Annotated in this window: 30 protein-coding genes and 1 tRNA gene; 15 read left to right on the top strand and 16 right to left on the bottom strand. The window is 64.7% G+C overall.

The features are described from left to right. Positions 1-50: 50 nt before the first annotated feature. A complete protein-coding gene (locus tag DTA15_RS20585; RefSeq protein WP_006488552.1) occupies positions 51-1,373 on the bottom strand; it encodes an MFS transporter in 1,323 nt (440 codons plus the stop codon). Between the two features lie 182 nt (positions 1,374-1,555). Here DTA15_RS20585 and DTA15_RS20580 point away from each other — a divergent pair, with 182 nt between their 5' ends. Together DTA15_RS20580 and DTA15_RS20575 are read left to right on the top strand one after the other, a co-directional pair. After that, positions 1,556-2,500 carry a LysR substrate-binding domain-containing protein gene (locus DTA15_RS20580; RefSeq protein ID WP_006488570.1) on the top strand — a complete coding sequence of 315 codons (945 nt, stop codon included), beginning with the start codon at positions 1,556-1,558 and terminating at the stop codon, positions 2,498-2,500. 54 nt (positions 2,501-2,554) lie between these two features. Continuing rightward, positions 2,555-3,181 (top strand): LysE/ArgO family amino acid transporter, encoded by a 627-nt coding sequence (locus DTA15_RS20575; RefSeq protein ID WP_006488548.1) that lies wholly within the window; start codon positions 2,555-2,557, stop codon positions 3,179-3,181. Here DTA15_RS20575 and DTA15_RS20570 read toward each other — a convergent pair. The 3 genes from DTA15_RS20570 to DTA15_RS20560 form a co-directional block, all read right to left on the bottom strand. Beyond that, the gene (locus tag DTA15_RS20570; protein ID WP_006488567.1) at positions 3,178-4,359 is read right to left on the bottom strand and encodes an enolase C-terminal domain-like protein; all 1,182 of its coding nucleotides are present in this window, start codon (positions 4,357-4,359) and stop codon (positions 3,178-3,180) included. The two genes, DTA15_RS20575 and DTA15_RS20570, sit on opposite strands and share 4 nt — an antisense overlap. A gap of 327 nt (positions 4,360-4,686) precedes the next feature. After that, the gene (locus DTA15_RS20565) at positions 4,687-5,031 is read right to left on the bottom strand and encodes a cupin domain-containing protein (protein ID WP_006488545.1); all 345 of its coding nucleotides are present in this window, start codon (positions 5,029-5,031) and stop codon (positions 4,687-4,689) included. A gap of 89 nt (positions 5,032-5,120) precedes the next feature. Next, positions 5,121-6,038, bottom strand: coding sequence for an Imm71 family immunity protein (locus tag DTA15_RS20560; protein ID WP_006488561.1), 918 nt, complete (start codon positions 6,036-6,038; stop codon positions 5,121-5,123). Positions 6,039-6,286: 248 nt separating this feature from the next. Between DTA15_RS20560 and DTA15_RS20555 the strand changes: the two genes are divergently transcribed. Beyond that, positions 6,287-6,361 (top strand) — tRNA-Gly (locus tag DTA15_RS20555). 85 nt (positions 6,362-6,446) lie between these two features. Next, positions 6,447-8,396, top strand: coding sequence for a site-specific integrase (locus tag DTA15_RS20550; RefSeq protein WP_006488546.1), 1,950 nt, complete (start codon positions 6,447-6,449; stop codon positions 8,394-8,396). A 30-nt stretch (positions 8,397-8,426) separates the two neighbouring features. On the opposite strand, the gene DTA15_RS20545 is transcribed toward DTA15_RS20550, so the two are convergent. After that, positions 8,427-8,654 (bottom strand): helix-turn-helix domain-containing protein, encoded by a 228-nt coding sequence (locus DTA15_RS20545; RefSeq protein ID WP_012492888.1) that lies wholly within the window; start codon positions 8,652-8,654, stop codon positions 8,427-8,429. Positions 8,655-8,771: 117 nt separating this feature from the next. Here DTA15_RS20545 and DTA15_RS20540 point away from each other — a divergent pair, with 117 nt between their 5' ends. Both DTA15_RS20540 and DTA15_RS20535 read left to right on the top strand, forming a co-directional pair. Continuing rightward, the gene (locus DTA15_RS20540) at positions 8,772-9,236 is read left to right on the top strand and encodes a hypothetical protein (protein ID WP_012492889.1); all 465 of its coding nucleotides are present in this window, start codon (positions 8,772-8,774) and stop codon (positions 9,234-9,236) included. A gap of 45 nt (positions 9,237-9,281) precedes the next feature. Continuing rightward, entirely contained in the window at positions 9,282-9,584 is a 303-nt protein-coding gene (locus DTA15_RS20535; protein ID WP_012492890.1) for a hypothetical protein, read from the top strand. 397 nt (positions 9,585-9,981) lie between these two features. Here DTA15_RS20535 and DTA15_RS20530 read toward each other — a convergent pair whose 3' ends face one another. From DTA15_RS20530 to DTA15_RS20520, 3 genes are read right to left on the bottom strand one after another with little or no spacing between them, the layout of a single operon-like run. Further along, entirely contained in the window at positions 9,982-10,887 is a 906-nt protein-coding gene (locus tag DTA15_RS20530; protein WP_012492891.1) for a hypothetical protein, read from the bottom strand. Between the two features lie 4 nt (positions 10,888-10,891). Beyond that, entirely contained in the window at positions 10,892-11,239 is a 348-nt protein-coding gene (locus DTA15_RS20525; protein ID WP_006488549.1) for a hypothetical protein, read from the bottom strand. 10 nt (positions 11,240-11,249) lie between these two features. Next, positions 11,250-11,723, bottom strand: a complete 474-nt coding sequence (locus DTA15_RS20520) for a hypothetical protein (RefSeq protein ID WP_127837588.1) — start codon at positions 11,721-11,723, stop codon at positions 11,250-11,252. 146 nt (positions 11,724-11,869) lie between these two features. On the opposite strand from DTA15_RS20520, the gene DTA15_RS20515 reads away from it, so the two are divergent. Continuing rightward, complete coding sequence (locus DTA15_RS20515) at positions 11,870-12,583, top strand: recombinase family protein (RefSeq protein WP_006493965.1); 714 nt, start codon at positions 11,870-11,872, stop codon at positions 12,581-12,583. Between the two features lie 312 nt (positions 12,584-12,895). Here DTA15_RS20515 and DTA15_RS20510 read toward each other — a convergent pair whose 3' ends face one another. The 5 genes from DTA15_RS20510 to DTA15_RS20490 all read right to left on the bottom strand — a co-directional run bounded on the left by DTA15_RS20510 (position 12,896) and on the right by DTA15_RS20490 (position 16,341). Further along, positions 12,896-13,228: a hypothetical protein gene (locus DTA15_RS20510; protein WP_006488579.1), complete on the bottom strand. Its 333-nt coding sequence runs from the start codon at positions 13,226-13,228 to the stop codon at positions 12,896-12,898. 375 nt (positions 13,229-13,603) lie between these two features. After that, on the bottom strand, positions 13,604-14,071 hold the full coding sequence (locus DTA15_RS20505; protein ID WP_006488558.1) for a nucleoside deaminase: 468 nt from the start codon (positions 14,069-14,071) through the stop codon (positions 13,604-13,606). Positions 14,072-14,093: 22 nt separating this feature from the next. Beyond that, complete coding sequence (uraH, locus tag DTA15_RS20500) at positions 14,094-14,429, bottom strand: hydroxyisourate hydrolase (protein WP_006488577.1); 336 nt, start codon at positions 14,427-14,429, stop codon at positions 14,094-14,096. Between the two features lie 47 nt (positions 14,430-14,476). Next, positions 14,477-14,998, bottom strand: a complete 522-nt coding sequence (locus DTA15_RS20495) for a hydroxyisourate hydrolase (RefSeq protein WP_006488562.1) — start codon at positions 14,996-14,998, stop codon at positions 14,477-14,479. A 2-nt stretch (positions 14,999-15,000) separates the two neighbouring features. Next, a complete protein-coding gene (locus DTA15_RS20490) occupies positions 15,001-16,341 on the bottom strand; it encodes an MFS transporter (RefSeq protein WP_006488553.1) in 1,341 nt (446 codons plus the stop codon). Between the two features lie 358 nt (positions 16,342-16,699). On the opposite strand from DTA15_RS20490, the gene DTA15_RS20485 reads away from it, so the two are divergent. The 3 genes from DTA15_RS20485 (at position 16,700) to trmB (ending at position 19,435) form a co-directional block, all read left to right on the top strand. Then, positions 16,700-17,638: a LysR substrate-binding domain-containing protein gene (locus DTA15_RS20485; protein WP_012492896.1), complete on the top strand. Its 939-nt coding sequence runs from the start codon at positions 16,700-16,702 to the stop codon at positions 17,636-17,638. Between the two features lie 149 nt (positions 17,639-17,787). Continuing rightward, entirely contained in the window at positions 17,788-18,315 is a 528-nt protein-coding gene (gene uraD, locus DTA15_RS20480; protein ID WP_006488536.1) for a 2-oxo-4-hydroxy-4-carboxy-5-ureidoimidazoline decarboxylase, read from the top strand. A 343-nt stretch (positions 18,316-18,658) separates the two neighbouring features. After that, the gene (gene trmB / locus DTA15_RS20475; protein ID WP_006488575.1) at positions 18,659-19,435 is read left to right on the top strand and encodes a tRNA (guanosine(46)-N7)-methyltransferase TrmB; all 777 of its coding nucleotides are present in this window, start codon (positions 18,659-18,661) and stop codon (positions 19,433-19,435) included. A gap of 93 nt (positions 19,436-19,528) precedes the next feature. Here trmB and DTA15_RS20470 read toward each other — a convergent pair whose 3' ends face one another. The 3 genes from DTA15_RS20470 to DTA15_RS20460 form a co-directional block, all read right to left on the bottom strand. After that, the gene (locus tag DTA15_RS20470) at positions 19,529-20,359 is read right to left on the bottom strand and encodes an undecaprenyl-diphosphate phosphatase (protein ID WP_006488560.1); all 831 of its coding nucleotides are present in this window, start codon (positions 20,357-20,359) and stop codon (positions 19,529-19,531) included. 79 nt (positions 20,360-20,438) lie between these two features. Then, positions 20,439-21,020, bottom strand: coding sequence for a DUF1439 domain-containing protein (locus DTA15_RS20465; RefSeq protein ID WP_006488582.1), 582 nt, complete (start codon positions 21,018-21,020; stop codon positions 20,439-20,441). After that, positions 21,017-21,334, bottom strand: coding sequence for a YkgJ family cysteine cluster protein (locus DTA15_RS20460; RefSeq protein WP_012492897.1), 318 nt, complete (start codon positions 21,332-21,334; stop codon positions 21,017-21,019). The genes DTA15_RS20465 and DTA15_RS20460 overlap by 4 nt, the downstream gene beginning before the upstream one ends. Positions 21,335-21,507: 173 nt before the next feature. Between DTA15_RS20460 and hemN the strand changes: the two genes are divergently transcribed. The 5 genes from hemN (at position 21,508) to urtA (ending at position 26,013) form a co-directional block, all read left to right on the top strand. Beyond that, the gene (gene hemN, locus DTA15_RS20455) at positions 21,508-22,899 is read left to right on the top strand and encodes an oxygen-independent coproporphyrinogen III oxidase (RefSeq protein ID WP_006488538.1); all 1,392 of its coding nucleotides are present in this window, start codon (positions 21,508-21,510) and stop codon (positions 22,897-22,899) included. Between the two features lie 96 nt (positions 22,900-22,995). Further along, positions 22,996-23,253, top strand: coding sequence for a hypothetical protein (locus DTA15_RS20450; protein ID WP_006488573.1), 258 nt, complete (start codon positions 22,996-22,998; stop codon positions 23,251-23,253). A gap of 104 nt (positions 23,254-23,357) precedes the next feature. Further along, complete coding sequence (locus tag DTA15_RS20445; protein WP_006488564.1) at positions 23,358-24,014, top strand: protein-L-isoaspartate O-methyltransferase family protein; 657 nt, start codon at positions 23,358-23,360, stop codon at positions 24,012-24,014. 14 nt (positions 24,015-24,028) lie between these two features. Further along, a complete protein-coding gene (locus DTA15_RS20440; protein WP_006488544.1) occupies positions 24,029-24,352 on the top strand; it encodes a rhodanese-like domain-containing protein in 324 nt (107 codons plus the stop codon). 353 nt (positions 24,353-24,705) lie between these two features. After that, entirely contained in the window at positions 24,706-26,013 is a 1,308-nt protein-coding gene (gene urtA / locus DTA15_RS20430) for an urea ABC transporter substrate-binding protein (protein ID WP_006488550.1), read from the top strand. Positions 26,014-26,093 lie beyond the last annotated feature (80 nt).

Below are 26,093 nucleotides of genomic sequence, written 5' to 3'. Positions count from 1 at the left end.
GATAGGGATGACGAGATGTGTGTTGTTTGCGAACGACTGCCGCGCGCCGTTCATTCGGGCAGCGTCTGATGCCGCGTTTCGACCGCGAACGGCAGGATCAGGATGCCGAGTCCGAACACGGCCGCGGTCCAGGCGACCGGCACGCCGAGCGATCCGTAACCGTGTATCGCCGCGCCGAGCAGGAAGTTCACGCCCGCGCCGATGAAGCGGCCGACCGACGCGTTGAACGCGAACGCGGTGGCCCGCACGCGCGTCGGATATTGCTCGGGCAGCCACAGCGAGAAGATCGCGAAGTTGCCGCCGAAGAAGCCGAGGAACGCGAGCGACACCATGAAGGCCGCGAGCCCGTTCGGCTGGTAGAACGCCCAGCCGAACGCGAACACGATCGAGCCGGCCATCCCCGCAAAATACACGCCGAGCGCGGTACGCCGGCCGAGCCGTTCCGACAGCCACGGCGCCGCCAGGCAGCCGGCGATCGTCGCGCACGACAGGATCGCCGCGCCGATCGACGCAAGCCGCAATGCGCCGACGTGATCGATGCCCGCGCGCGCCGCCAGCGTGGTGACCGCGCTCGCCTCGTAGACGGAGCCGGCCCACAGCCCGACGATCGCGACGCCGACGAGGCTCGCGCTCGTCAGCGTGCGGCGCAGGAACGCCGGCGCGAAGATCTCGCGCAGCGGATGCGCGCGCCGCGTGTCGGCCACGTCGCCGTCGCGCGCATCGTGCCGGCGCCACTGCCCCGGCTCTTTCACGCGCATCACCGTGAACACCGCGAGCAGCGCGGGCGCCAGCCCGCACAGGAACATCGCGCGCCAGCCGTAGGTCGCGCCGATCGTGTAGTTCAGGCAGGCCGCGATGAAGAAGCCGAAGTAGTAGCCCGTCTGCAGGTAGCCGGCGCCCATCTTGCGGCGGTCTTCCGGCCAGCTCTCGGCGACGTAGGTGCCGGCGAGCGCCCATTCGCCGCCGACGCCGATCCCGGCGATCAAGCGGCACGCGGCCAGCGCCCACACGTCGTGCACGAACGCGGCCGCGCCGGTGAACACCGAATAGATCAGGATGCTCGCGGCGAGCGTGCGCACGCGGCCGAAGCGGTCGGCGAGCGGCCCCCAGATGAACGACAGCCCCCAGCCGATCAGGAATAGCGCGAACAGGATCGAGCCGTACATCCCGAGGTTCGCGGGCGTCGCCGCGATGCCGGAGGCCGGCAGCAATTCGGTCAGCGCGGGAATCAGCACGAGCGCGTAGATCACCGAATCCACGCCGTCGAGCACCCAGCCCGCGTACACGGCCCAGAAACCCTTGACCTGCTCGCGCGTGAGCGGCGTGCGCCGCGGCTTCGCGCCGGCCGCCGGCGCGTCGATCGCCTTGAACATCTTCGTCTCCTTGCCGGCGGGGCCGGCTCCGTCGCCGCGTCCGGTCCGGGATGGCCGGCAGTCGGGCTCTTTTGTGAGACGAGTATAGAAACACCATCGATCGCTGAAAAATATGATATTCATCTTATTCGATCGGATTGGCTTATGGCTCGAAACGCGCGTGAATCGGGGAGACGGCGGCGATGGACTTGAGACAGTTGCGCTATTTCGTGAAGGTCGTCGAATGCGGCAACGTCACGCATGCGAGCGAGGCGCTGCACGTCGCGCAGCCGGCGGTGAGCCAGCAGATGCGCAATCTCGAGCAGGATCTCGGGATGCAGCTGCTCGAACGGAGCGTGCGCGGCGTCGCGCCGACCGCCGCCGGCCGCACGCTGTACCAGCACGCGCTCGAACTGCTGCGCCAGGCCGACGGCATGCGCGAGCTGCTGCGCCGCGACGCCGATACGCCGCAGGGCCGCGTGACCGTCGGCATGCCGTCGAGCACCGCGCGCGTGCTGGCCATTCCGCTCGCCCGCGCGGTGCGCGACCGCTTTCCCGGCATCATGCTGGAGCTGATCGAAGCGCCGAGCGCCGATCTCGACACGCTGCTCGAGCGCGCGCGGCTCGATCTCGCGATCGTCGTCGATGCGGTCGATACGCGCGGGATCGCGACCCACCGGCTGCTGACGGAAACGCTGTACCTGATCACGTGGCCCGAATTCCCGGTGCCGGACGACCCCGTGCCGCTCGACGCGATCGCGCGGATGCCGCTCGTGCTGCCGAGCGCGCCGAACACGATCCGCAACCGCGTCGACTGGGCGATGCGCGAGGCCGGCCTGTCGTATGAGATCAGCTTCGAGGCAAGTTCGACCGGGCTGCTGTTCGCGGCCGTGATGGCGCAGCTCGGCGTGACGATCCTGCCGTGGACGGCCGCGCACGTCGAGATCGAGGAGCGCAAGCTGAAGCTGTCGACGGTCGCGCACCGGCTGTTCGCGCGCGACCTGTCGCTGTGCTGGCACGACACGGCGCTCGTCAGCAACGCGGTGCAGAAGGTGAAGGGTGAAATCGTCCGGCTGTTCGACACGCTCGGGCAGCGGCCGGAATGGGCGGCCGGCCGGGCATTGACAACGCCCCCCAGCGCCCCTTAACGTGGCTCCATCGTAACCATCACCGGTTCAGCTTAAGAGGTTGTCGGCCCGCTCGTGCTCGACACCTCTGCCTTCCTCGAAGGCCTGCTGCTTGGCGCAGGCCTGTTCACGTCGGTCGGTCCCAAGGACGCCTTCGTCATCAAGCGCTCGCTTTCGAGCCCTCACCTGCTCTCCATCGCCCTCGTCTGCGCAGGCAGCGACGCATTGCTGATCGTGCTCGGCGCGCACGGGCTGTCGGCATTGCTGTCGCGCCATGCCGCCGTGGTGGCAGCCGCGCTGTGGGCCGGTATCGCGTATCTCGCCGGCTACGGCCTGCTCGCGCTGCGCTCGGCGATCGTCGGACGGGAGCCTGAGCATGTAGATGGCTCACGCGTCGCTAGCGAACCCATGCGGTCGCGCACGCTGCTCGCGACCGCCGCGGTTTCGCTGCTCAATCCGTATGCATGGATCGATACGGTGCTGCTGCTCGGGACCGTGATCGTGAGCCACGCGCCGTCTGCCCGCGCACCGTTTGCGATCGGCGCGATGACTGCTTCGCTGGCGTGGTTCCTGATGCTCGTCTATGGCGCACGCGCGTGCCGTGCGTGGTTCGCCCGTACGCTCGCGTGGCGCGTGCTCGATGGCTTCGTCGCGGTGATGATGCTCGGCTTCGCGGTGCGTTTCGCGATCGACGCGCTTTAGGTATCAGCGGCCCGATAGCCCGATAGCGATATCGCGCGGAACGCGTCGTGTGCGTGGGCATGCAGCTCGAATCCGATACCCGGTGCCTGCGGCACGCGCGCGTATCCCGCGTCGACGATTTCGCCATCGGCCAGTCCGCTGAACGGCTGGAACGCGAACGGGCTGATTTCCGCGCCGCCAAGCCCGAGCGCCGCGACGACGTGCAACGAGAACAGATGGCCCCCATGCGGCCAGAACGCGTCGCGCCGCCAGCCGCGCGACACGAAGTGATCGACGATCTGCAGATAGCCCGGCAGCCCGTAGCTGTGCACGGGATCGAACACCAGCACGTCGCGGTCGGCACGCAAGCCGCCGTAGCGGTCGAGCAGCTTCGCTTCCGCGAGCGAAAACAGCGCTTCGCCTGCTGCGATCGGCGGTGCGTATCGCGTGGCGACGTCTGCCTGGAGCGGCAGGTCGAGCGGGTCGCAGATGTCCTCGAACCACCAGAGGCCGAACGGCGCGAGCATGTCGGCCGCCTCGTGGGCGGTCGTCGCGTCGTACGTGTTCATCGCGTCGACTGCGAGATGCGAAGGGCCTGCCAACTGCGCGGCCGCGGCGTCGATGCGGCGCCGGTCCTGATCGAAATTCGCCCCGCCGATCTTGATCTTCGCGTGCGTGTAGCCGAGATCGACGATCCGTCGTATCTCGTCCGACAGGCGCGCGAGATCGTCATGCGGATAGCGGTAGCCGCCGCCCGCGTAGACGCGCACGCGTGGTGCTGCCGTGCGTTGGAGACGATCGGCGAGAAAGCGATGCAGCGGCAGATCGGCGATCTTCGCGGCGGCGTCCCAGATCGCCATGTCGAGCGTGCCGACCGCAACGCAGCGTTCGCCGTGCCCGCCCGGCTTCTCGCCGGCCATCATCGCGCGCCATGCGCGGAACGGGTCGAGGTTCGTGCCGGCCTCGTCGGCGAGCGTATCGGCGGCGGCGAGCAGACGCGGCGCGAAGCGTTCGCGGATCAGGCCGCCCTGCGCGAAGCGGCCGATCGACGCGTAGCCGTAGCCCGTCACCGGGCGCCCGCCGCGCACGACGTCGGTGACGACCGCGACGACGCTCGTCGTCAGGCCGCCAGACGGAATCGCCGGATCGGCATAGCGGGATACGGGAATCGCGCGTTCGTGGATCGCGGTGATGCGCATGGTCGGGGTTCCGAAGGGGCGTCCGGCGCAGGCGGGAGATTCGTGCGCTGCAGCGGAAACGGTGGACGGATCGCTGCATCTTAGGGGTTTGCGCGACCGCGTGCACGACCGGCGAGCGTCATCGTGTCGCCGCCGGACAACCGCGCGTTGAATTCAGCACCGGGTACGGTCGGATAGCGAGAGCCGCCGAGCGGGTGACCATGCTCGGCGCGCCATTTTTCGAACCGGATCGAGTCCGATTGAACCGGCATCCGCCGCTTGCCCTCCCGGCTCCGTGAACCGGAAGGATGTCGAGCGACGACGGTATGCTTGGATCGACCAGCCCGCTCAGGCGAAGACGAAGTACTTGCGCACCGTCTCCACCACTTCCCATGTCCCTTTCATGCCGGGTTCGATCACGAATACGTCACCGGCTTTCAGGTGCTGCGGCTCCTCGCCTTCCGGCGTGATGATGCAGTAACCATCGAGGAAGTGGCAGTACTCCCATTTTTCGTAGTTCACCTCGAACTTGCCCGGCGTGCAGATCCAGGTGCCCATGATCTTGCTGCCGTCCTTCGAGACGTACGCGTTGAGGTTGACGGTATGCGGATCGCCGCCAATGCGCCTCCACTTGGTCGCATCGAGGACAGGCGTCGGGCAGGTTTTGCGCAGAACGGTGATGAAATCGGACATGTCGGCTCCAGACTGACGATCGTGTAAGAGGCTTGTCACGTTAGTTCGAAAGCGTTGTCGCGACTTGTATGCTTCCGACACCGACTCGTCTATTTTCGACATGGGCTTGCGTGCAAAGGAAGGCAGGTTTCCTCCTCTGTCGGAAAGCTGCCATCCCGGTAACGCATGTCTTCCCACAGCAGTCGCCAGCGCACCGCATATTCGTCGTTGGTACCTTCCAGCAGGTACTTGTGAGCCACGCTGCCCTCGAGGAAGTAGCTCGGACAACCGACCTTGCCGCCCGGAAACCATGGCTCCCAGATACCGTCGACAGGGATCTCCCGATCGCTGCAAATCTCGCCGCTTGCGGATTCGTTCCTGGGCGGACACGGAGGAAGCGATGCCGGATATGCACGACCGAGAGGCCAATAGCGCCACGCAGGAAGGGGCGCGTCCGCGAACATGGATTCATAGGTCCAGTGCTCGAAAACACGGGTTCCGCCATCCGCACGCGTTCCGTATGCAAGCATCCCGGTAAAACCGGATCCGACCGTGCACTTGAACGCGTAGCAAATCAATCTCTCGATCCATACGCCCTCCGCGAACCCGGTGGCATACACGGGATCCGCGAAGCTGGTGTCCTTCAGTCCCAGCGAATGGAAAAACGGATCGTATTTCCGGCCGATTTCAAGTGCGCTCCGTCCAAACAACAGGTCGCCGCCTTGCTGACTTCCTGCAAGCAGCGCGTCGTATGCCGCTCGTTTGTCGAGACCTCGGCGTAATGCGTCAATGCCCCGCTCCATTTGCGCGAGTGCCGCCAGGAAATCGTGCGTATACGCGGCCTCCAGCTCTGCCTGATTTGGGCTCGGTGTGTTCAATTGTTTGGCGTACGCGCCGAGGAAATCCCGATACAGACCAACGGCGTACTCGAGGAACGTGAAGCTCGTCCATTGCTTGAGCAGATAGAACGCCTTCGCCCGCGCTTCGTGTTCCTGCCCGGGAGTGATCGTCAATGCATTCAACATCATGGAACCTGTCCGCCCGTGGCCTCTTTGCCGGCATGAGCCACCGCTCGCCGCGCGTGGGCCTGTCGCCTGATCTTGGCCGATCGTTCGCGCTCTGCCGGGAAGAATGCCCGGGCCTCTGCTGGCGACTCGGCCATGAAATCCGACATCGATGCCACCGCTCCGCCCCGGATCCGGACTCGATTCGATACCGTCAGCCGAAACTCCCCGCTTGCCATATCGACTCGAATCCTTGTAGAATTACGCGTTCTGCGGGCGTCGTATAATGGCCATTACCTCAGCTTCCCAAGCTGATGACGTGGGTTCGATTCCCATCGCCCGCTCCACCTCGAACCTAACCGGTTGATTTTGTTCCGGTTACGGTCCTGACAGCACGAATACTCCGCGAGACTACTACAGTGGTGGTCCGTCATGCAGGGTATGTCCTGCCTGTATCGTCGCTCAAGCGGCATCTACGCTGTTCGTCTTGTCGTCCCTAAGCGGTTGCGCGAGTCCATCGGTAGGACGGAAATACACACGTCTACCGGCGTCCGAAGTCTGGCGGTTGCGAAGACTGAGGCGCTTAGAATCCAGCTTCACTGGCGCAAACACTTTCAGGCGATGGACGCGGAAAAACTCAGGAACGAAAGCCCGCTGATTGCTGGCGACGGCATGATTTCAATCACAGCGGCGGCGGAAGCTATCGGTATCTCACCCGGCGCACTTGCTGGCGAACTGCTGAATGATGGGGCGCAGGTCTATACACACGTTCAGGGTCTACGCGGTTGGACGGTTCCTGACTTGAACGACATCGAGCGCGACTATGGCGGCGGCCTCATCCTGAATGACGTTGAGCGCAAAGGCGTCGAGACGATCCATTCCGGCATGGTGCGATTCCTCGATAACCGTGCGACGCTTGGCCGGTTTGTCGCGGGTGAGAGATCCGTAGAGTCCGTTTTGCGGCACGGTGAGCGCGCCGCCGTCATTCTGGATGACGAGCTGGAAGTATCGCTCTCCGAGTGCGTCACGACCAAAACCGCCGTCGCGCAGGTTCGTGCCCGCCTTGCCTTGTATGTGCCGCCAGCAAGCCCTGTCGTGCCGACTGCCACGACGATGCCGCCCGCGCCGCCAGCAAGCCCCGCCGTGACGCCTAGCATGGCGACGCATAGCCCAGACCCAATCACGAGGCGGCAAGGCTCCAAGCGCTTTTCAGACCTGTTCGAGCTTTACAAGCAGGATCGGAGCTGGAAAGAAGAACAGACCCGCCGCATGACAACCGAAGCCGGTCTGTTCGCGGGTCTGATGGATGATCCCGCGCTAGGCGACATCGAGAAAGAGACCGTGCTGGAGTTCGCGCGACTGCTCGCCTTGCTGCCGACAGACCTCCACGATGCACGGCGCAAGTATCTTCGCGAGACCGGCGAGACCAAAACCCTCCACGAGCTGATAGAGCTTGCGAAGCGCGACGGGCTGAAACTCAAGAGTGAAGAGACGGTGAAACGGCACGTCGGAAACGTTAGCCAGATTCTCGGCTACGGCGTCAAGGCGGGCTTGATGCACTTCAATCCGGCATCGGGCTACAAGCGTGGGCGCAGTGCGGGCGCGGGTTCGCGTCCGCAGGACGACCGGCAGACGTTCGAGCCTGACGAACTGGAACGCATCTTTTCGCAGGACTGGTTCACGCGTGGCGCAGGAACCATCACACGCGACGGGTCCACGCGCTGGCGACCGCACTACTACTGGCTGCCGCTGTTGGGCCTGTTGACGGGTGGGCGCATCAATGAACTGTCACAACTCTACCTTGATGACGTGCGGCAGTCTGAGACCGGGACGTGGTTTCTGGACTTCAACCTTGACGGCGACAAGGTGGAGGAGGCGGACGTGCCCGACAAGTCACTGAAGACGGTCAATGCGGAGCGGGTCGTTCCGCTGCATGCCGAGCTGGTGCGTCTCGGCTTACCCGAGTATGTCGCGAGGCTAAGGCGGGCGGGCCATACTCGCCTGTTTCCAGAGCTGAAACGTGACCCCGTGAAGGGCTACGGCAAACCGGCTGGATCGTGGTTCAACGAGCGCTTTCTAGGCAAGAAGCTCGGCATCAAGCGCAACGGGATGAAGACGTTCCACTCGTTCCGGCATACGTTCGTTACAGCACTTGAACGGCTTGACCTGCCAGAGCGCGTGCTGGCGCAGTTCGCAGGCCATGAGCGCGGCACCACGCAGGCCGGAAGCCGCTACGCGAAGGACCGCAGCGCCGACGAGCTGGCGAAGAATCTTGCCGGGCTGCACTTTCCCGCACTCGCTGGCGTAGCGCCGATCAGGATTGACGATGCTTTGGCCGCGATCAAATCGGCAGTGGGGCAGAAGCGACGCGAACCGCGTTGATTCTGCGCTGCGCGCCGTCGGCCACCTCTACTAATCGTCGTCCTCGAAAAGAGCGCTCACTTCGACGCCCAACCCTTCCGCGATGGTTTGAATTGCATCGAGTGATGGGTTCGCCTTGCCCGTTTCGACCCGACCGAAGTAGGAGCGGGCAAAGCCGACTTTATCGGCGAAGGCTTCTTGGCTAAGGTCCGTCTTCTCTTTCCGAAGCTGTCTAACGCGCGCTCCGAAGCGCTGCCGCAAGGATGTGTGGGTCTTCATCCGCGTGATGTTGCGGGGTGGGTATAATCTCGACCACGCACTATTCAGCGCCGCCCCAATAGGGGGCGCTCTAAAAGTGGCGAAATGTGCGTTCATGTGATCTCTGGTGCATAAAAGATGAGCAAAAAAGAAAAGGCCAAATGCTGTCCTGGTTGCGGCGCGGACCAGATCAAGAAAGCATCGCTAGTGCATGCCGAGGGCGTTGGGTTGTCTGCCGGAGCGCTCGCAGGGTCGTCGGGAATCAATGCCGGGATCGGCGTCAATGCTTCAGCTTTGGCCCTCAGGGCCGCGCCTCCCAAGCGGGGCAGCGCATTCAAAAACTTCTTTTGGCTTCTAGTTATCTGGGCGAATGGCTTCGCGTTCGGGCCGAAATGGCTTGGCCTCGACGCTGATACGAGCTTTCCGGTGTGGTGGTTCTTCGGCGGAATTTTGGCAATGGTCGGCGTCGTGGCTGCCAATCGCTCAGAAGCAAAGAAGGTCCACGCCGCTGCACTTGCCGAGTATGAGAAGGTCTTCATGTGCCTTCGTTGCGGGACGTTCTACAAGCCTTTCGAAGACCAAACCGGCAGCCGGACTGTTTGACACCTAGCATTCGCCGCAGTCGCGGCACAAATCGGGGAAACAAAAATGAATATCAAAAGAATCGCCGTGCTGTCCCTTGCTTCATTGGCGGTGAGTGCCTGTATGACTATTGGACATAAGTTCGACCCTGACGCGCTGGACTCGATGCGTCCGGGCGTGACCACAATTCAGGACGCAGAAACCGCGCTGGGCAAGCCCGCATCGTCGTCAGCGGTAGCGAATGGCGGCACGTTGCTGCAATGGATGTATTCGCAGGGCTCCGTGATCGGGGCTTCGGGGGCGCACGTCGCAGTCCTGTTTGATAAAGACGGCAAGATGGTGCGAGTCATGCATCGGAATCAGATGTAACCACGCATATCGCCGCGCTGTCGGGAGCGTCCGGGTCCGGGTGCTCTCTTCCCGTGTATCTTGGCCCGCCGTATAAGGTTTCGTAAAAACTGCCGCCAGTTGAAACACGGTATCCCTTCGAGGTCGGCTATTTCTTCTAGGGGTCTTTACCGCTTCGTGCATGCCGCTTTTTTGTTGCGTGGCGGCAGTGCTGCGTTTCATCCTCTCGGGGCCGGGCGTCGCTTTGCCTCACCCTCTCATGTTCCCGTGAATACAGGGAATGCAGCATGAGAGAGTGTGTGTCAGTGCTGCATGCATATGGTTTACAGTTATTAGGCCCGCCAGACCACCTCTAGGCCCAGCAAGAGCTGGGCGGGATTGAGGTCGTTTTTTTCGCCCCTTTTTTTGGAAAAACCGATCAGGGCTTCAGGTGGCGCAAGGCATCCTTTACCGCGCGCTGAAGCTCGTCGTCCGCTTGCAGGTGGCTGCTCTCGCTTCGTAGGCGTTGCTTCTTGTCGCGCTGCCCTACTGACCGGAAGCTGTGCAGGCCGCGTTCCGGCGTTGCGTCTTTCAAGCGCCTGTTGATCTTGATCGCCTCCAGCTTGAACCGATCCCCTTTGGCTTGTATCTCGGGATCAATGGGCATGCGGAACCGGAAGAAGCGCGCAAGGTTCGTGAACTTGTATCCATCAAGGTCCGCCAGCTTGACTAAGCCAGTGCTCTTGAGTGCATCGCCTTGCAAGGTGACCTCGACGCGTGCGCGCCATTCGTTCGGCGGAAGCGGTTGGCCGCCATCCGTGCGCTTCCAGTAGCACTGCCACGACACGTCATCCCCTTTGTTGCCTTCGCGATAATTTAGAAGCGGGTCTAGCCGCGCTCCCCGCACATCCATGAAGCGATTGGCCCAGACTTGAGGATCGAACTGACGGGGTTTGCTTCCGTCCGTCAGCAAGCTCGATTGCAGGCGACGGGTCATTTCGATAGTTGATGCGTCGCGCTCCACCTCTCCGGTATGCAGGAAGTCGCACGCGACCTCAATCGCTACGATTTCCGGTTCGTGGGTGAGCGGATACGGTGCCGCGAATTCCGCCAATACCTTACTGAGTGCCGCGTAGTTGTTCGCCAACCTGTCGGTTGCGCGCACAACGAACGTATCCGCTACACCACCGGGGCCATCGTCAATAGCGAGGACGTAGAGCTTCCCCGCACCCGCTGCGTCGAGCGCGGATTGGACGTGCTGGAACTGTGTCGGACGTGAGGTGCGAAGCCTCACGTCCAACCAGTCCACACAAGCCTTTCGCCGGAAGTTCTGAAGCGCGACCATGATGCTATGTGCGCGCGGCCAGAGCCGGAGCGGTTGCGATTTTCTGATGCCGCCAGTTGACGTCAGGATCGAATTCGACAACGATGCCCTGCGGCGCTTGCTTCGCGACCGCAAGCGTTGTCGATGCGTGGACGGCCTTGATAAACGCTTTGATTGCACTGCTTGCATACATTGGACGCCACGCGCGCCCGTCGTGGTATCGCACGGCAGGCGTCAGCACATGACCGCACACATCGGTCTTGCCCTTGCGCATGTCGGCGAGAGCGTCATCCCACGACCGCATCGCGCCGAGGAAGTCGCGCAGAATCACGGCGGTTTCGCCCGCTGGATAGATGGTTTCCTTGACCTTCATGCTTTCCCCCTCACGCCGTAGCTCGTTTGCAAACGTCAACGGCTGCTGACAGTTCTTTCAGGACGGCAACCGCGTCCGCCACCTCGATCCGGTAGACCATCAGAGGGTCATCGGTGATTAGCTGGACATATGGCTTCCCGTCCTCGTCCACCTGCGGGTGGATACCGGACACCTTCAGCTTTCTGCCGGTCGTGCTGCCGCCCTTCTCCCCGATGCCATACGCGCGCATGACTTCAGCCGCGCGTCCTGTGAGCGTGACGCTGCCGAGCTGCCGTTGCTTCTCGAACTCGACAAACCGGGCAAGCTCATCCACGACATAGTGAGCCGCCTTGAAGCCCACTACCGTTTGGAATGGGATGCGATACGGGACACGCCTCGTTTGACTGCGATTATTAGTCAGCCAGCGTTGCCAATATCCAACCGACTGCCCCGGCAGGGCCTCATTCAACCATTCCGCTGCCGCCTTGCTGTTCAAAAGTTCCACGTCCTGCTCCTTCAATTTTTCGATAGAGCTATTCTACACACTACTCAAAAACTATTCAATATTTGATTTGAATTAGGTCGTTTTCGGTTATACTGGCCTCACATTAAACGTTCGTCTCGTCGTGAGGCCGCTTGCAGGAGGATGAAATGGCACAAGGGAAATTCGTCGCTTACTACCGCGTCAGCACGGCGCGTCAGGGCGCGTCCGGTTTGGGTCTCGACGCACAGCGCGAAGCGGTTGCCCGCTACCTGAATGGTGGCGAATGGGAACTGGTGGGCGAGTTCACGGAGACAGAGACCGGCAAGGGCGCTGACGCGTTGGCGAAGCGTCCGCAGCTTCGTGCCGCGCTTGAACTGTGCAAGCGCCGTGGCGCGACGCTCATCATTGCGAAGCTCGACCGGCTCGCCCGCAACGTGCATTTCGTGTCGGGCCTCCTGGAAACCGGATGCGACTTCGTAGCCGCTGACATGCCGCAAGCGAACAAGGTCATGATCCAGATGCACGCCGTGATGGCCGAGTGGGAACGCGATCAGATCAGCAAGCGGACAAAGGACGCTCTGGCGGCAGCAAAGGCGCGTGGCGTGAAACTCGGAACGGCAGGAGCCGCGAACCTCAAGCCGAACGTGGAAGCCCGCCAGCGCGCCGCCGACGCCTTTGCAGTGAAGCTGGCAGGCATGGTGGCAGGATTCCGGGCGCGGAACCTCTCTCAGCGTGACATGGTGGCCGAGCTGAACGCTCTTGGCATCAAGACGGCGAACGGCGGTCAGTGGCACCGAGGCCAACTCTGCCGACTGCTCGAACGGATCGAAGCGGCGAACATGCGGCAACAGGTAGACGCCAGCACAGCGCCGACGGTCTGATATACTCCGCGCTACATTTGTTGGTTCCAGCGGGCGAAGTCGCCCACTGGATGTTCCTTTGTAATCAATGGTTTGCGTAGTGTTCGACGCGAGGGTTCGATTCCCATCGCCCGCTCCAGTCCTTCTCAAACCCTTGCCGCGCAAAGCTCACTGGGTTTCCGGCAGCCGCCGAATCTCCCCCCTTCCAGCGATATCCGCCCCTGAATGTGAGTGGCGAAGCATTTCCGTCGCTCGTCCGTCGCAAGATCACCCAATCGCTCGTTCGTGACGAAAAATCCGGCGCCTGCTCCAGCCGCCTCGCGCACGCCGCCTCTACCTTGCAGCAAGAATCACGACGAGAATGGGCAGACACAGCAAACCGTGAAGCACGATCGCGCAATACGCCGGCCTTGCATCCGCTCCAGCATCGCCGTTCGCGTGGAGCAACGCACCTATCGCCCAAACGAGCCCACCGAGCGAAACGACGCCGCACAGGGCCACGACCGCCAGCGCCGCGCCGATCGCGCCGAATCCCGACGAACCGGCAAAGCTCCCCGAATCATCCACGATCGACATGCCGGCGATACCGGCGATCACGCACTCGGCCAGCGCGAGCATGGCCGGGCTGCTGCCGACCTTGCGGCGCACGGAAATCGTTTCACTCATGGCTTTTCTCTCCAAACGCCATTGATCGTGGTTCAAGCCGACGCATCATTTCTCACGACCGTTGCGAAAGCAACCACCGGAGGAACATGAAGCGCCATGTCGGCCGTTACCGCTTCTTGTCGTTCCAGTTGAACTGAAAACGCGCACGGTTCATTGTCATCATGCTGCGCGCGCGTCTGACACGTCCAGCCATGCCGGCTGCGTCAGCGATTCTACTCAATCGCCCCGCAGCGAGACATGGCCGTGCACTCACGGTCCGCACCAAGAAAAAAGGACACGCCCTCCGTCACCGGGAAAGCGTGTCCTAAAACCAGTGCCAGGGAGTGCGCCGTCAGCGCCGGCACCGGTCAACCTTGCGTCGCGCGAGCCGATCGCTCAGCTACCCTGCGCCACTTGCCAGGCCTCGTACAGATCGGGCCCGTCATCACGCGCACGGTGATAAACCAGCTTCATCTCGCGCTCATGCAGCGGCCGCGCAATCTCTACATACCCGCGCGCGGCCGACAGGTCGTACGGCTCGCCGTCCTCGTTCGAATACGCGTAATACACCTCGCTGACGCCCGCCAGATACATCGCCGACAGGCACATCGAACACGGATACCCGCTCGCGTACATCACCGCGCCGCTCAAATCGGTGCTGCCGAGCGCCTTGCTGGCGGCACGCACGGCCTGCATCTCGGCATGCGCGCTCGGGTCGCACGTCGCCTCCACTTCGTTGACCGAACGCGCGAGCACCTTGCCGTCGCGCACGAGCACGGCGCCGAACGGCCAGGTCTTGCGTTCGCGCACGTTCTCCATCGCGAGACGGATCGAATCGACGAGGTAGGTTTCGGTATGAGACATCGGCTTCTCCATTCAGGTGAGGTCAACTGCCGCGGTACGTCGAGAACGACCACGGCGAGCAGAGCAGCGGCACGTGATAGTGCTGTGCCGGATCGAATACGGTGAAACGGATCGGCACGACGTCGGACAGCGCGCTCGCGTCGTTGAAATGCGTGCCGATCGAGAAACGCAGTTCGAACTGCCCGGCCCGGGCTGCTTCGCTGCTCAACATCGGCGCGTCGGTGCGCCCGTCGGCGTTGCTGACCGTCCGCTTCAGCAGACGCGGCGGCGTCACGCTCAGGTCGTAGAGCTCGATCGGCACGCCGCCGATCGGCTTGCCGGTCGTCAGGTCGAGAACATGGGTGCTGATGCCAGCCATTCGCTTGCTCCAATTCGGGTCGGGGGAATCCGCAAAGAACCTGCCGCTCAGCTGCCGCGGTAGTACGTGTAGTTCCACGGCCCGAACTGCACAGGCAGATGCAGCCGCACCGATGCATCGGTGATGCGGAAGCGGATCGGCACCTCGGACAGGAACGCCGGCGACGGCAACCGCACGCCCTTCGTCCGGAAGTAATCGTCGACACGCATCAGCAGCTCGTAGTCGCCGGCCACGTACGTATCGCCGATCAGCAACGGTGCGTCGGTCCGTCCGCTCCGGTTGAGGACTGCGGTGCGGATCGACACGGGTTCGCCCTTCTCGATCCGCGAAAACTCGACGTGCATGCCGACTGCCGGCGCACCATGGTAGGTATCGAGCAGGTGGATGGTCAGCCGCGGGCTCTCGCCATGCTGCGAAATCGGATCGGCAGCCTGCGCGGGTTGCAAGGCATCGCCCTGCCCCGCCGGCAGCGTCGCGGCCTGTACACGGCCGGCCAGCAGCACGCCGCCGGCCGCGGCCATCGACGCCATCACGAACTGCCGGCGCTCACGCTTGATGATGTCGCTCATGATCAGGACTCCTTCGACTTGCGGGCCTGCACGATGGCGGTCACGACCAGGACGGCGGCCATCAGCTCGATCGCCGCGACGAGGTAGAGGCCCGGCGCGAGACTGCCGGTCGCGCTCTTGACGAGCCCGAGCACGTACGGCGCACCGAAGCCGGCGAGGTTCGATACCGAATTGATCAGCGCGACGCCGATCGCCGCCGCACTGCCCGCCAGATACAGGTTCGGCAATTGCCAGAACACCGGAATCGCGCTCATCGTGCCGGCCAGCGCGATGATCATCGCGGCGATCGTGAACGCAGGCGCGACACCGGGCATCCCGAGCAGCACAGCCATCGCCGCCATCGCCAGTGCGCCGCATCCGGCGGGCACCGCGAAATGCCAGCGCACTTCCTGGTTCCGGTCGGAACGCGCGCCGTTCAGGATCATCCCCGCCGCGCCGAACACGTAAGCCAGCGCGGCGATCCAGCCGATCACCACCGTCGCACCGAAGCCCGAGTCGCGAATGATCGTCGGAATCCAGAACGTCAGCGCGGAGTTCGCGCACAGCAGGCAGAAGAAGATCGCGATCAGCAGCCACACCTTCGGATTACGGAACAGCGTGCGCCAGTCGTGGCCGCGCTCGCCGAGCTCGCGTTTGTCCGCGTCCAGCGCGTTGCGCACGACCTGCTGCTCGGCAACGGACAGCCACGTCGCCTGCTCGGGCCGGTCGGTCATGTAGAAGTACGCGACGACGCCCGCCAGCACCGACGGGATGCCCTCGATGACGAACAGCCATTGCCAGCCGTGGAAGCCGTGCGCACCGTCGAGCGACGTCATGATGCTGCCGGCCAGCGGGCCGCCGAACACGCCGGCGATCGCCGACGCCGACATGAAGGTGCCGAACGCCTTCGCACGCCGCGAACTCGGATACCAGTAGGTGAGGTACAGGATGATGCCGGGGTAGAAGCCGGCTTCGAATGCGCCGAGCAGAAAGCGCAGGATGTAGAACTGCGTCGGCGTCTTGATGAACGACTGCAGGATGCAGATGATCCCCCAGCCGATCGTGATGCGCATGATGGTCTTCTTCGCGCCGATCTTCTGCAGCAACGCGTTCGATGGCACTTCGAAGAAGAAGTAGCCGAGAAAGAAGATGCCGGCGCCGAGCCCGTAGACGGCCTCGCTGAACTTGAGCGTATCGAGCATCTGCAGCTTCGCGAAGCCGATGTTCACGCGGTCCAGCCACGCGAGCACCCACAGAGCGCAGAGAAACGGCAGAAGGCGCCACGACACCTTCCGGTAGACGTGCTCCTCGAGCGTCGGCTCGACCGCCGAATAGACTGACGAATGCTGTTCCGTGACCGACACAGGTGTCTCCTGAAATGACGCGGCCGCGCTGCACCGGCGACGCGACCGCCCGTCCCGCGGCCATGCCATGCGGCGGATCGGGTCGAGCATCGGCGGCTTGCAAGGCCGTGATCTTGTTGTGAAGCCCGACCATATCGCAGGGCTCCCGCAGCAGACAGGCGCGGGTTGTTATAGGCCCCATAGCAAACCGCGCTGCTGGCCGCCCCGTACCGCTTCGCGGGGCGTCACCCGTCATGCGCGGCGGTTGTTTCGCCCGGCTCGGCGCCGCTCCCTGCCATCTCGCCATTGCCGCACGCCCCGTTGACGCCGTTCGGCACTCGACGGCAAAGTGGAGCCGCTCAACGAACCCGAAATCACCATGCGCCACGACGACCCGCTCGACACCTACCTGCTTCGCGTGCTCTGTACGCTGGTCGAGGAACGCAGCGTGTCGCGCACGGCGATCCGGATGAATCAGTCGCAACCCGCGCTCAGCAGCGCGCTGAAACGCTTGCGCAAGCTGTTCGACGATCCGCTGCTCACGCGCGAAAAGAACGAGATGGTACCCACCGAGCGCGCGCTGCAGCTCGCGCAGGACGCGCGGGTCGCGCTCAACGCGCTCGACAAGATGTTCAGCGCCGACGACGCCTTCGATCCGCAGCGCACCGACCGCACGTTCACGATCGCGATGCCCGACTACCTCGCACCGCCGTTCTTCGCGGACCTGGCGCGGCGGTTCCGCCAGCACGCGCCGAACGCGAAGCTCGTGACGCTGCCGATGGGGACCGACTACGACTACGAGAAAGCGCTCGCGGAAGGACAGGTCGACGTGGTGATCGGCAACTGGCCGACGCCGCCCGAGCATCTGCACATGAACGTGCTGCTGGAGGACGAAATCGTCTGCCTGATGTCGAAGGACAATCCGCTCGCGAAGCCCGGCAGGCTGACCGCCGAAAGCTATATCGATGCGTCGCACCTGGTGCCGCTGCCCTATTCGAGCTCGCAGCGCGGCGTCGTGGAAAGTTCGCTCGCGACGTTGCGCCTGAGCCGCGGCCGGCAGATGTCGTGCCCGTACTTCAGTCTCGCGCCGTACCTCGTCAGCGAGTCCGACCTGATCCTGACCACCGCGCGGCATTTCGCGGCCTACTACGCGCGCCGCCTGCCGCTGCTGATCCGCCCCGCGCCGTTCAACTTTCCGCTGATGCGCTTCTACGTGCTGTGGCATCCGAACAAGCATCGCTCGAACGCGCACGCGTGGCTGCGCGGGCTGCTGTCGGACAGCGGCGAGCGGCTGACGTCGATCGCCGGCACCGCGTGACGCGCACCACGCGGCAGGCCTGCAACGGCCGGCATGCGGGGTCGATGCGTCGACTGGTATACGGCCAATAGGTCTTGCCCACTTCTGGTCGGACCGGCGCGATTCCTATACTCGGAACCTCCATTCCCGCTCGAAGGTTCCTGCAGACGATGTCCTCGACTCCACTCGACACCACCCACCTCGCCGCGCTCAACGCGATGACGAAGGACCAGTTCGTTCAAGCCCTCGGCGACATCTTCGAGCACTCGCCGGACGTCGCCGAAGCCGCATGGGCCGCGCGCCCGTTCGCGTCGGTCGACGCGCTGCACGACGCGATGATGGCCAGCATCCGCGCGCGCAGCATCGACGCGAGAAAGGCGTTCTTCGATCGCCATCCGGAGCTGTCGGCACAGGCGGTACGCGGCGGCGGACTGACGCACGCATCGGTCAGCGAACAGACGAGCGCCGGTCTCGACGCGCTGACCGACGACGAGGAAATCCGCCTGCAGCGGATGAACCGCGCGTATCGCGAGCAACACGGTTTCCCGTTCATCATCTGCGTGCGCCACTACACGAAGGCCGGCATCTTCTTCGAACTGGAAAGCCGGGTGGCGCGCGACACCGCCTTCGAACTCGACTACGCGCTGAACCAGATCAAGGCGATCACGCGCCGCCGGCTCGATCAGCGCGTCGCGTGACGCACGCCGTGCCCGGTCGCGGAAACGAGGGCCGAAGCGGCATGCGCGTCGGCCCTCGGGCCATTTGACCCCGGCCCGGAGCGCGCCCGGCCGGGCGAGCGGCGCGCCGGCGGCGACCCGCACAACCTTGCCAGCCCGATCAAACCAGTCCATAATCCGGCTCTTTCCGGTTGGCTGAACGGGAAATCCTTAAGGATCAACGGCTTGACGGCGTATCGCCGCTCCCGTCGCCACGTTCCGCAACCGCGCGCCAGCCGCCTCGTCGAAGGCGGCTTTTTTGTACCGCGCCGGCGCTTCCCGCGCGCCCGATGCCCTCGCCCGAACCGAGCCTTTCTCTGTACCGATGATGCACGACGATCCGAACGAAGCCGGCCTGCCGCCGCACGACGACGCCATTCCCGACGCAGCCGACCAAGCCGCCGAAGGCGCCGACGAAGTCAACCCGCTGCACCGCCGCCGCATCCGCAGCTTCGTGACGCGCGCCGGCCGCGTGTCGACCGGCCAGCGCCGTGCGCTCGACGAATTCGGCCCGCGCTTCGTGGTCCCGTATGCGCCGGAGCTGCCCGACTGGGACGCGATCTTCGGCCGCAGCGCACCGCGTATCCTCGAGATCGGTTTCGGGATGGGCGCGTCGACCGCGGAAATCGCCGCGCACCGCCCGGGCGACGACTTCCTCGGCGTCGAGGTGCACGAGCCGGGCGTCGGCGCGCTGCTGAAGCTGATCGGCGAGCAGGATCTGTCGAACATCCGCATCATCCAGCACGACGCGGTCGAGGTGCTCGAGCACATGATCGCGCCGGCAAGCCTCGACGGCGTGCACATCTTCTTCCCGGATCCGTGGCACAAGGCGCGTCACCACAAGCGCCGGCTGATCCAGCCGCCGCTCGTCGCGCATCTCGCATCGCGCCTGAAACCCGGCGCGTACCTGCACTGCGCGACCGACTGGCAGAACTACGCGGAGCAGATGCTTGAAGTACTCGGCGCGGAACCGACGCTCGAAAACACCGCCGCCGATTACGCACCGCGCCCCGACTACCGTCCGGTGACGAAATTCGAACGGCGCGGGCTGCGGCTCGGCCACGGCGTGTGGGACTTGGTGTTCCGCAAGCGCGCAAGCTGAGCGGCTTCGCCCCACGCAAAATGAAAAAGCCCGACCGGCATCTCTCGCCGGTCGGGCTTTTTCATGGGCCCGCGCATCGGCCCATGCTCGGCATCACGCCCAGTTCAGCCAGCCGCTGTAACCGACCAGCAGCACGAACAACCCGAACGCGATCCGGTACCACGCAAATACCGTGAAATCGTGCGTCGCGACATAGCGCAGCAGCCAGCGCACGCACACGAACGCGCTGACGAACGCGGCGACGAGCCCGAGCGCGAACAGCCCGAGCGAATCGACGGTGAACGCCTGCCAGTCCTTGACGGTTTCGTACAGCGTCGCCCCGAAGATGATCGGAATCGCGAGAAAGAACGAGAATTCGGTGGCCACGCGGCGGTCGAGACCGAACAGCATCCCGCCGATGATCGTCGAGCCCGAGCGCGACATGCCGGGCACCAGCGCGAAGCACTGCGCGATCCCGACCTTGAACGCATCGAGCGGCGTCAGCGCATCGACCGACAGCACGCGCGGCGGCTCGCTGCGTTCGCGCTGCCGCGCCTCGGCCCACAGGATGATCGCGCCGCCCACGACGAGCGCGAACGCGACGGGCACCGGCGAGAACAGCACGGCCTTGATCTTCTTCTCGAACAGGAGGCCGAGCGCGATCGCGGGAATCGTCGCGATCACGACGTTCAGCGTGAAGCGCTGTGCGTCGGGCCGGCTCGGCAGCCCGGACACGACGGATACGATCCGCTGCCGGTATTCCCAGCAGACCGCGAGGATCGCGCCGAACTGGATCACGACGTCGAACGTCTTCGCGTGCGAATCGTTGAAATTCAGGAAGCTGCCCGCGACGATCAGGTGACCGGTGCTCGACACCGGCAGGAATTCCGTCAGCCCCTCGACGACGCCGAGGATCAATGCCTTGCAGATCAGGATCCAGTCCATCCGTGGCCCAACTCCGAAATGGTCGAAAGAAAAGGCCACTCTTGCGCGCGCGGCCCGCCCGGCCGTGCGCGCGCCGTCGTCACTTTTCGACGATCGCCACGCGTATGCCGTTTGTAAGAATCGTAATTGTACCGGGTTCGTAGTTCACCCCGGCAAATTGGAGCTGTTCGGGCTTGAACGTGTAGATCGGATAGTTGGTCAGCAACTGCGTCGCCAGCAGGCCGGCGGCCGCGCCGACCTGCTGCGCGTACATCTGCGCATCGCCGTCGAGCATGAGGCTGTCGACGGCCGGCGCCTTCAGCACGACCGAGCGGCTCGGCGCGTCGTACGCGAGCTGGCCCGACACGGTGAACTTGCCGCTGACGGGCCCGCGCAGGAACGGGCTCGCGAAATGGGCGTCGAGCTGCACGGCGACGCGGTTCTGGTCGGGCAGCAGGTTGACGGCCGGGTTCGCGAGCGACACGTCGACCACCTGCGCGACCGTCTTCTGGTAAGGAAACTTGCGCGCGACGGCCTTCTGCACGTCGCCGCGCGAGAACGTGTAGTGATCGGGAATGAACGGGAACGTCGACGCGCACGCGGCAAGCGATACGCACACGCCGACGGCGCCGATGGCGGCAGCGAGAAAACGGCGCCGGCCGGGCGCGCGAGCAACGGTCATGCTGAACCCTCTCCTGGATGCGCCGGCCGCGTCGCGGCCTCGAGGCGCGTGAGCCACGCGAGCGCGTCGTCGCGCGACGCGCCGCACATGTCGGCGGACGGCTGCAGCCCGGAACAGCACGCGGGGCGCTCGGGCCGGCCGAAGATCATGCAGCGCAGGTCGTCGCCCAGCTGCACGCAGCGCACGCCGGCCGGCTTGCCGTCGGGCATGCCCGGAATCGGGCTGGAAATCGACGGCGCGATGCAGCACGCGCCGCAGCCCTCGCGGCACGCATGCGGCGGCGGGACTTCGGCGGGTGCCGGACGGACAGGCATTTCGACGGACACTCGGCTCTCTCGACGAACAACGAAAAACGGTGCGGCAACCGGACGCGGCGTCCGGCAGCCCCACCCCGCATTGTGCCATCGCCCGCTGCGACGTTATTACACAATGCAGCCCGATCGCGCGTTCATATACTCGGAAGCATCCCAAAAAGCGCGAGACCGCCATGCGTTCTGGTTCTGCCGACACGATGTTCCGTCCCGATTTAGTCGCGAAATACGGCGCGAACGGGCCGCGCTATACGTCGTACCCCACCGCGCTGCAGTTCCGCGACGATTTCGACCCGGCCGACTACGGTCGCGCGGCGCGCGACCCCGGCGCATCGTCGAGCGACCTGTCGCTGTACTTCCACATCCCGTTCTGCAACACCGCGTGCTTCTACTGCGGCTGCAACAAGATCGCGACCAACAACCGCCGCCGCGCGCGCCCGTATCTCGACCAGCTCAAGCGCGAAATGGCGCTGCAGGCCGCGCTGTTCGATCCGTCCCGCCCCGTCACGCAACTGCACTGGGGCGGCGGCACGCCGACCTTCCTGTCCGACGACGAAACGGCCGAACTGATGGCGGCCACGCGCGAGCATTTCTCGCTCGCGCCGGATACCGACGCCGAGTTCTCGATCGAAATCGACCCGCGCACGGTCACGCCGGCCACGCTCGTGCACCTGCGCACGATCGGCTTCAACCGGTTGAGCCTCGGCGTGCAGGATTTCGACCCGGTCGTGCAGCAGGCGATCAACCGCATCCAGCCGCTCGCGATGACCGCCGACCTGCTCGGCGCCGCGCGCGCGACGGGCTTTCATTCGGTCAGCGTCGACCTGATCTACGGGCTGCCGCACCAGACGGTCGCGGTGTTCGCGCGCACGCTCGAGACGATCATCGAACTCGCGCCCGATCGCCTGTCGGTGTTCGGCTACGCGCACATGCCGCACCTGTTCAAGATGCAGCGGCAGATCGACGACGCGACGCTGCCGCCGCCCGAAACGCGCATCGCGCTGCTCGGCCTCGCGATCGACATGCTGACGTCGGCCGGCTACGTGTACATCGGGATGGACCACTTCGCGCGGCCGTCCGACGAGCTGGTGCGCGCGCAGCGCAACGGCACGCTGCAGCGCAATTTTCAGGGCTACAGCACGCGTGCGGATACCGACCTGATCGGCTTCGGCGTGTCGTCGATCGGCAAGGTCGGCGACGTCTACGCGCAGAACGCGAAGGACCTGCCCGCGTACGGCGCCGCGCTCGACGCGGGCCGGCTGCCGATCGCGCGCGGCGTGCGGCTCACGCCGGACGACCGGCTGCGCCGCGACGTGATCACGCAACTGATGTGCAACCTGGAACTGCCGTTCTCGCATGTGGAGGCCGCGCACGGCATCCGCTTCGCCGATCATTTCGCACGCGAGCTCGACGCGCTGCGCCCGTTCGAGCGCGACGGGCTGCTGACGATCGCGCGCGACCGCCTGACGATCCACCCGGCCGGCCGGATGGTCGTACGCAACATCGCGATGGCGTTCGATGCATACCTCGGCCAGACGCCGCGGCAGCGCTACTCGCGCACGGTTTAGTGCCGGTTCGCGCCGGCCACGGGCGGGCCGCCGGCCGCAAGCAGGCGGCCGGTTTGATACAGTGTGAGGCTTACACCCGCTTCGCCAGCCCCCAAGATGCGCACCACCAAAGCGACCCACGCGGTCGAACGCCTGAAGACCCGCTCCGGCAACCCGCAATTCGCGGCCGTCGCGATGGCGGGCGGCCTGTTCTATCTCGTCGACCGCTCGGGCGGCACCGCCGAGAAGCGCTGCGAGCCGCTGCCGCTCGACGAATTCGTCAAGTTCGTCGACGAATTCGGCCCCAAAAAACCGCGCAAGGCGAGCAAGCTCGACCTCGCGTTCGAGGCGCAGATCAAGAAGAGCAAGGGGTAAAGGTCTGTTGCAGGCCGCCTGAAGGCTTCGCGGCCGTGCCCTTTGGTACAATCACGAAGTTTCTCTATCCCCGCTGATGGCCGACCTGGCTGCGTGACCACACCATGAATATCGAAAACGCGCGTTTCAACATGATCGAACAGCAGATCCGTCCGTGGGACGTGCTGGATCTGGATGTCCTGGGCCTGCTGTCGATCGTCAAGCGTGAAAACTACGTTCCGGCCCAATACCGCGATCTCGCATTCGCCGATCTCGAGCTGCCGCTGCCCGGCGGCGCCAGCAAGATGCTGTTCCCGCGCGTCGAAGCGCGCGTGCTGCAGGAGCTGGGCGTCAAGAAGCACGAGAACGTGCTGGTGATCGGCGCGGGCTCGGGTTACCTCGCCGCGCTGTTCGCGCATCGCGCGCAGCACGTGACGGCCGTCGAGATCGATCCGGCGATCGCGAAATTCGCGGAAGACAACCTGCGCAACGACGGCGTGACCAACGCCGAAGTCGTGCTCGGCGACGGTTCGCGCGGCTGGGCCGCGAAGGCGCCGTACGACGTGATCTGCGTCGCGGGCGGCCTGCCCGTCGTGCCGCAGGAAATGCTCGAACAGCTCAAGGTCGGCGGCCGCCTGTCGGCGTTCGTCGGCGGCCGTCCGGTGATGAAGGCGCAGATCATCACGCGCATCGACGACAAGCAGTACCGCGTGGCCGACGTGTTCGAAACGTACATCGACCACCTCGTCAACGCGATCGAGCCGTCGCGCTTCAAGTTCTGAGCGGCGGAGCCTCCATGCAGATCCTGACGCCCGCGATGCTCGCGGAATGGCTCGGCGACACGGCGCGCCCCGCGCCGGTCGTGCTCGACGTGCGCGAGCCGTGGGAAATCGCGACCGCGCAGATCGCCGGCAGCGTGTCGATTCCGATGCAGCAGATTCCGGCGCGCAGCGAAGAGCTCGACGACGAAGCGGAAATCGTCTGCGTGTGCCATCACGGGATGCGCAGCGCGCAAGTCGCGATGTTCCTCGAATCGCGCGGCTTCACCAAGCTGTACAACCTGCAAGGCGGGATCGACGCGTGGTCGCGCGACGTCGATCCGTCCGTGCCGCGCTACTGACCGATCCTTCCGGCCGCGCATCACGCGCCGCCGCGCCGCCCGGCCCCCGCCGCCGGCCGCACCGATCCGCCGAACGGGCGCGCATTGCGCGCCCGTTTCTCTTTTCCGCGCGCCGTTCCGTCGTTTCCCGCGTCGCGGCGCCGCGGCACCGCCGTGCACCATTTGCGCCCGCGCGTCTGCACCGCAACGGACCGCGCATGCTGCACCACGCGTCATCCGCACCGCCCCGATGCCCGCCGATGCCCCGCGCAGGCACGCCGGACGTGCATCCGCGCGACTGGCACATGCCTTGCGTTACACGATGGCCGGCGCCGCCACGGCGCACGCACATCCAACACGACAAGGGGATCCCGATGAAACGTCGCAGTCTGTTGAAGTTCGGTTCGATGGCCGGCGCGCTCGCGCTGGCGGGCAAGAGCCCGTTCGCGCACGCGGCCGATGCGGGCACCGGCCCGATCAAGGTCGGCATCCTGCATTCGCTGTCGGGCACGATGGCGATCTCGGAGACGTCGCTGAAGGACACCGCGCTGATGACGATCGCCGACATCAACAAGAGCGGCGGCGTGATGGGCCGCAAGCTCGAACCGGTGGTGGTCGACCCGGCGTCGAACTGGCCGCTGTTCGCCGAGAAGGCGCGCCAGCTGCTCACGCAGGACAAGGTCGCGTGCGTGTTCGGCTGCTGGACGTCGGTGTCGCGCAAGTCGGTGCTGCCGGTATTCGAGGAGCTGAACGGGCTGCTCTACTACCCGGTGCAGTATGAAGGCGAGGAAATGTCGCGCAACGTGTTCTACACGGGCGCCGCGCCGAACCAGCAGGCGATTCCCGCCGTCGAGTACCTGATGAGCACGGAAGGCGGCGGCGCGAAGCGCTTCTTCCTGCTCGGCACCGACTACGTGTATCCGCGCACGACCAACAAGATCCTGCGCGCGTTCCTGAAATCGAAGGGCGTGAAGGACGCCGACATTCAGGAGGTCTACACGCCGTTCGGCCACAGCGATTACCAGACCATCGTCGCGAACATCAAGACCTTCGCGCAGGGCGGCAAGACGACCGTGGTCTCGACGATCAACGGCGACTCGAACGTGCCGTTCTACAAGGAGCTGGGCAACCAGGGGATCAAGGCGACCGACGTGCCGGTGGTCGCGTTCTCGGTCGGCGAAGAAGAGTTGCGCGGGATCGATACGAAGCCGCTCGTCGGCCACCTCGCCGCGTGGAACTACTTCATGTCGGTGAAGAACCCGACCAACACGAAATTCAAGGACCAGTTCGCCGCGTGGGTGAAGGCGAACAACCTGCCGGGCGGCGCGAAGCGCGTGACCAACGATCCGATGGAAGCGACCTACGTCGGCATCCATATGTGGAAGCAGGCCGTCGAGAAGGCGAAGAGCACCGACGTCGACAAGGTGCGCGTCGCGATGATCGGCCAGACGGTCGCCGCGCCATCGGGCTTCACGCTCGCGATGGACGGCAACCATCACCTGCACAAGCCGGTGATGATCGGCGAGATCCGTGGCGACGGGCAGTTCAACGTCGTGTGGAAGACGAAGACGGCCGTGCGCGCGCAACCGTGGAGCCCGTTCATCGCGGGCAACCAGGGCAAGCCGGACGTCGTCAGCTCGATTCCGGCGTTCCTGCGCCGGCAGCGCGCCGCGCTGGCCTGACGTCGAGCGGCGCGTCGCGCTTCGTGTGCGACGTGCCGCCCGCCCGCTGCCGATGCGCCGGCCACGCTTGCCGTGACGGA

Source organism: Burkholderia cenocepacia (assembly GCF_900446215.1).
Lineage (GTDB): Bacteria > Pseudomonadota > Gammaproteobacteria > Burkholderiales > Burkholderiaceae > Burkholderia > Burkholderia cenocepacia.
Note: the sequence above shows the minus strand (reverse complement) of the source record. Positions and strands in the feature narration are given on the sequence as shown.

What these genes read in the sequence shown, in the direction of transcription:
- DTA15_RS20550 (WP_006488546.1), top strand. Translation starts at nt 6,447, where the DNA reads ATGCAGGGTATGTCCTGCCTGTATCGTCGCTCAAGCGGCATCTACGCT.
- DTA15_RS20585 (WP_006488552.1), bottom strand. Translation starts at nt 1,373, where the DNA reads ATGTTCAAGGCGATCGACGCGCCGGCGGCCGGCGCGAAGCCGCGGCGC.
- uraD (WP_006488536.1), top strand. Translation starts at nt 17,788, where the DNA reads ATGTCCTCGACTCCACTCGACACCACCCACCTCGCCGCGCTCAACGCG.
- DTA15_RS20560 (WP_006488561.1), bottom strand. Translation starts at nt 6,038, where the DNA reads ATGATGTTGAATGCATTGACGATCACTCCCGGGCAGGAACACGAAGCG.
- DTA15_RS20450 (WP_006488573.1), top strand. Translation starts at nt 22,996, where the DNA reads ATGCGCACCACCAAAGCGACCCACGCGGTCGAACGCCTGAAGACCCGC.
- DTA15_RS20565 (WP_006488545.1), bottom strand. Translation starts at nt 5,031, where the DNA reads ATGTCCGATTTCATCACCGTTCTGCGCAAAACCTGCCCGACGCCTGTC.
- DTA15_RS20470 (WP_006488560.1), bottom strand. Translation starts at nt 20,359, where the DNA reads ATGGACTGGATCCTGATCTGCAAGGCATTGATCCTCGGCGTCGTCGAG.
- DTA15_RS20445 (WP_006488564.1), top strand. Translation starts at nt 23,358, where the DNA reads ATGAATATCGAAAACGCGCGTTTCAACATGATCGAACAGCAGATCCGT.
- DTA15_RS20530 (WP_012492891.1), bottom strand. Translation starts at nt 10,887, where the DNA reads ATGGTCGCGCTTCAGAACTTCCGGCGAAAGGCTTGTGTGGACTGGTTG.
- DTA15_RS20510 (WP_006488579.1), bottom strand. Translation starts at nt 13,228, where the DNA reads ATGAGTGAAACGATTTCCGTGCGCCGCAAGGTCGGCAGCAGCCCGGCC.
- DTA15_RS20570 (WP_006488567.1), bottom strand. Translation starts at nt 4,359, where the DNA reads ATGCGCATCACCGCGATCCACGAACGCGCGATTCCCGTATCCCGCTAT.
- DTA15_RS20515 (WP_006493965.1), top strand. Translation starts at nt 11,870, where the DNA reads ATGGCACAAGGGAAATTCGTCGCTTACTACCGCGTCAGCACGGCGCGT.
- DTA15_RS20535 (WP_012492890.1), top strand. Translation starts at nt 9,282, where the DNA reads ATGAATATCAAAAGAATCGCCGTGCTGTCCCTTGCTTCATTGGCGGTG.
- hemN (WP_006488538.1), top strand. Translation starts at nt 21,508, where the DNA reads ATGCGTTCTGGTTCTGCCGACACGATGTTCCGTCCCGATTTAGTCGCG.
- urtA (WP_006488550.1), top strand. Translation starts at nt 24,706, where the DNA reads ATGAAACGTCGCAGTCTGTTGAAGTTCGGTTCGATGGCCGGCGCGCTC.
- DTA15_RS20460 (WP_012492897.1), bottom strand. Translation starts at nt 21,334, where the DNA reads ATGCCTGTCCGTCCGGCACCCGCCGAAGTCCCGCCGCCGCATGCGTGC.
- uraH (WP_006488577.1), bottom strand. Translation starts at nt 14,429, where the DNA reads ATGGCTGGCATCAGCACCCATGTTCTCGACCTGACGACCGGCAAGCCG.
- DTA15_RS20525 (WP_006488549.1), bottom strand. Translation starts at nt 11,239, where the DNA reads ATGAAGGTCAAGGAAACCATCTATCCAGCGGGCGAAACCGCCGTGATT.
- trmB (WP_006488575.1), top strand. Translation starts at nt 18,659, where the DNA reads ATGATGCACGACGATCCGAACGAAGCCGGCCTGCCGCCGCACGACGAC.
- DTA15_RS20580 (WP_006488570.1), top strand. Translation starts at nt 1,556, where the DNA reads ATGGACTTGAGACAGTTGCGCTATTTCGTGAAGGTCGTCGAATGCGGC.
- DTA15_RS20485 (WP_012492896.1), top strand. Translation starts at nt 16,700, where the DNA reads ATGCGCCACGACGACCCGCTCGACACCTACCTGCTTCGCGTGCTCTGT.
- DTA15_RS20440 (WP_006488544.1), top strand. Translation starts at nt 24,029, where the DNA reads ATGCAGATCCTGACGCCCGCGATGCTCGCGGAATGGCTCGGCGACACG.
- DTA15_RS20495 (WP_006488562.1), bottom strand. Translation starts at nt 14,998, where the DNA reads ATGAGCGACATCATCAAGCGTGAGCGCCGGCAGTTCGTGATGGCGTCG.
- DTA15_RS20540 (WP_012492889.1), top strand. Translation starts at nt 8,772, where the DNA reads ATGAGCAAAAAAGAAAAGGCCAAATGCTGTCCTGGTTGCGGCGCGGAC.
- DTA15_RS20505 (WP_006488558.1), bottom strand. Translation starts at nt 14,071, where the DNA reads ATGTCTCATACCGAAACCTACCTCGTCGATTCGATCCGTCTCGCGATG.
- DTA15_RS20545 (WP_012492888.1), bottom strand. Translation starts at nt 8,654, where the DNA reads ATGAAGACCCACACATCCTTGCGGCAGCGCTTCGGAGCGCGCGTTAGA.
- DTA15_RS20465 (WP_006488582.1), bottom strand. Translation starts at nt 21,020, where the DNA reads ATGACCGTTGCTCGCGCGCCCGGCCGGCGCCGTTTTCTCGCTGCCGCC.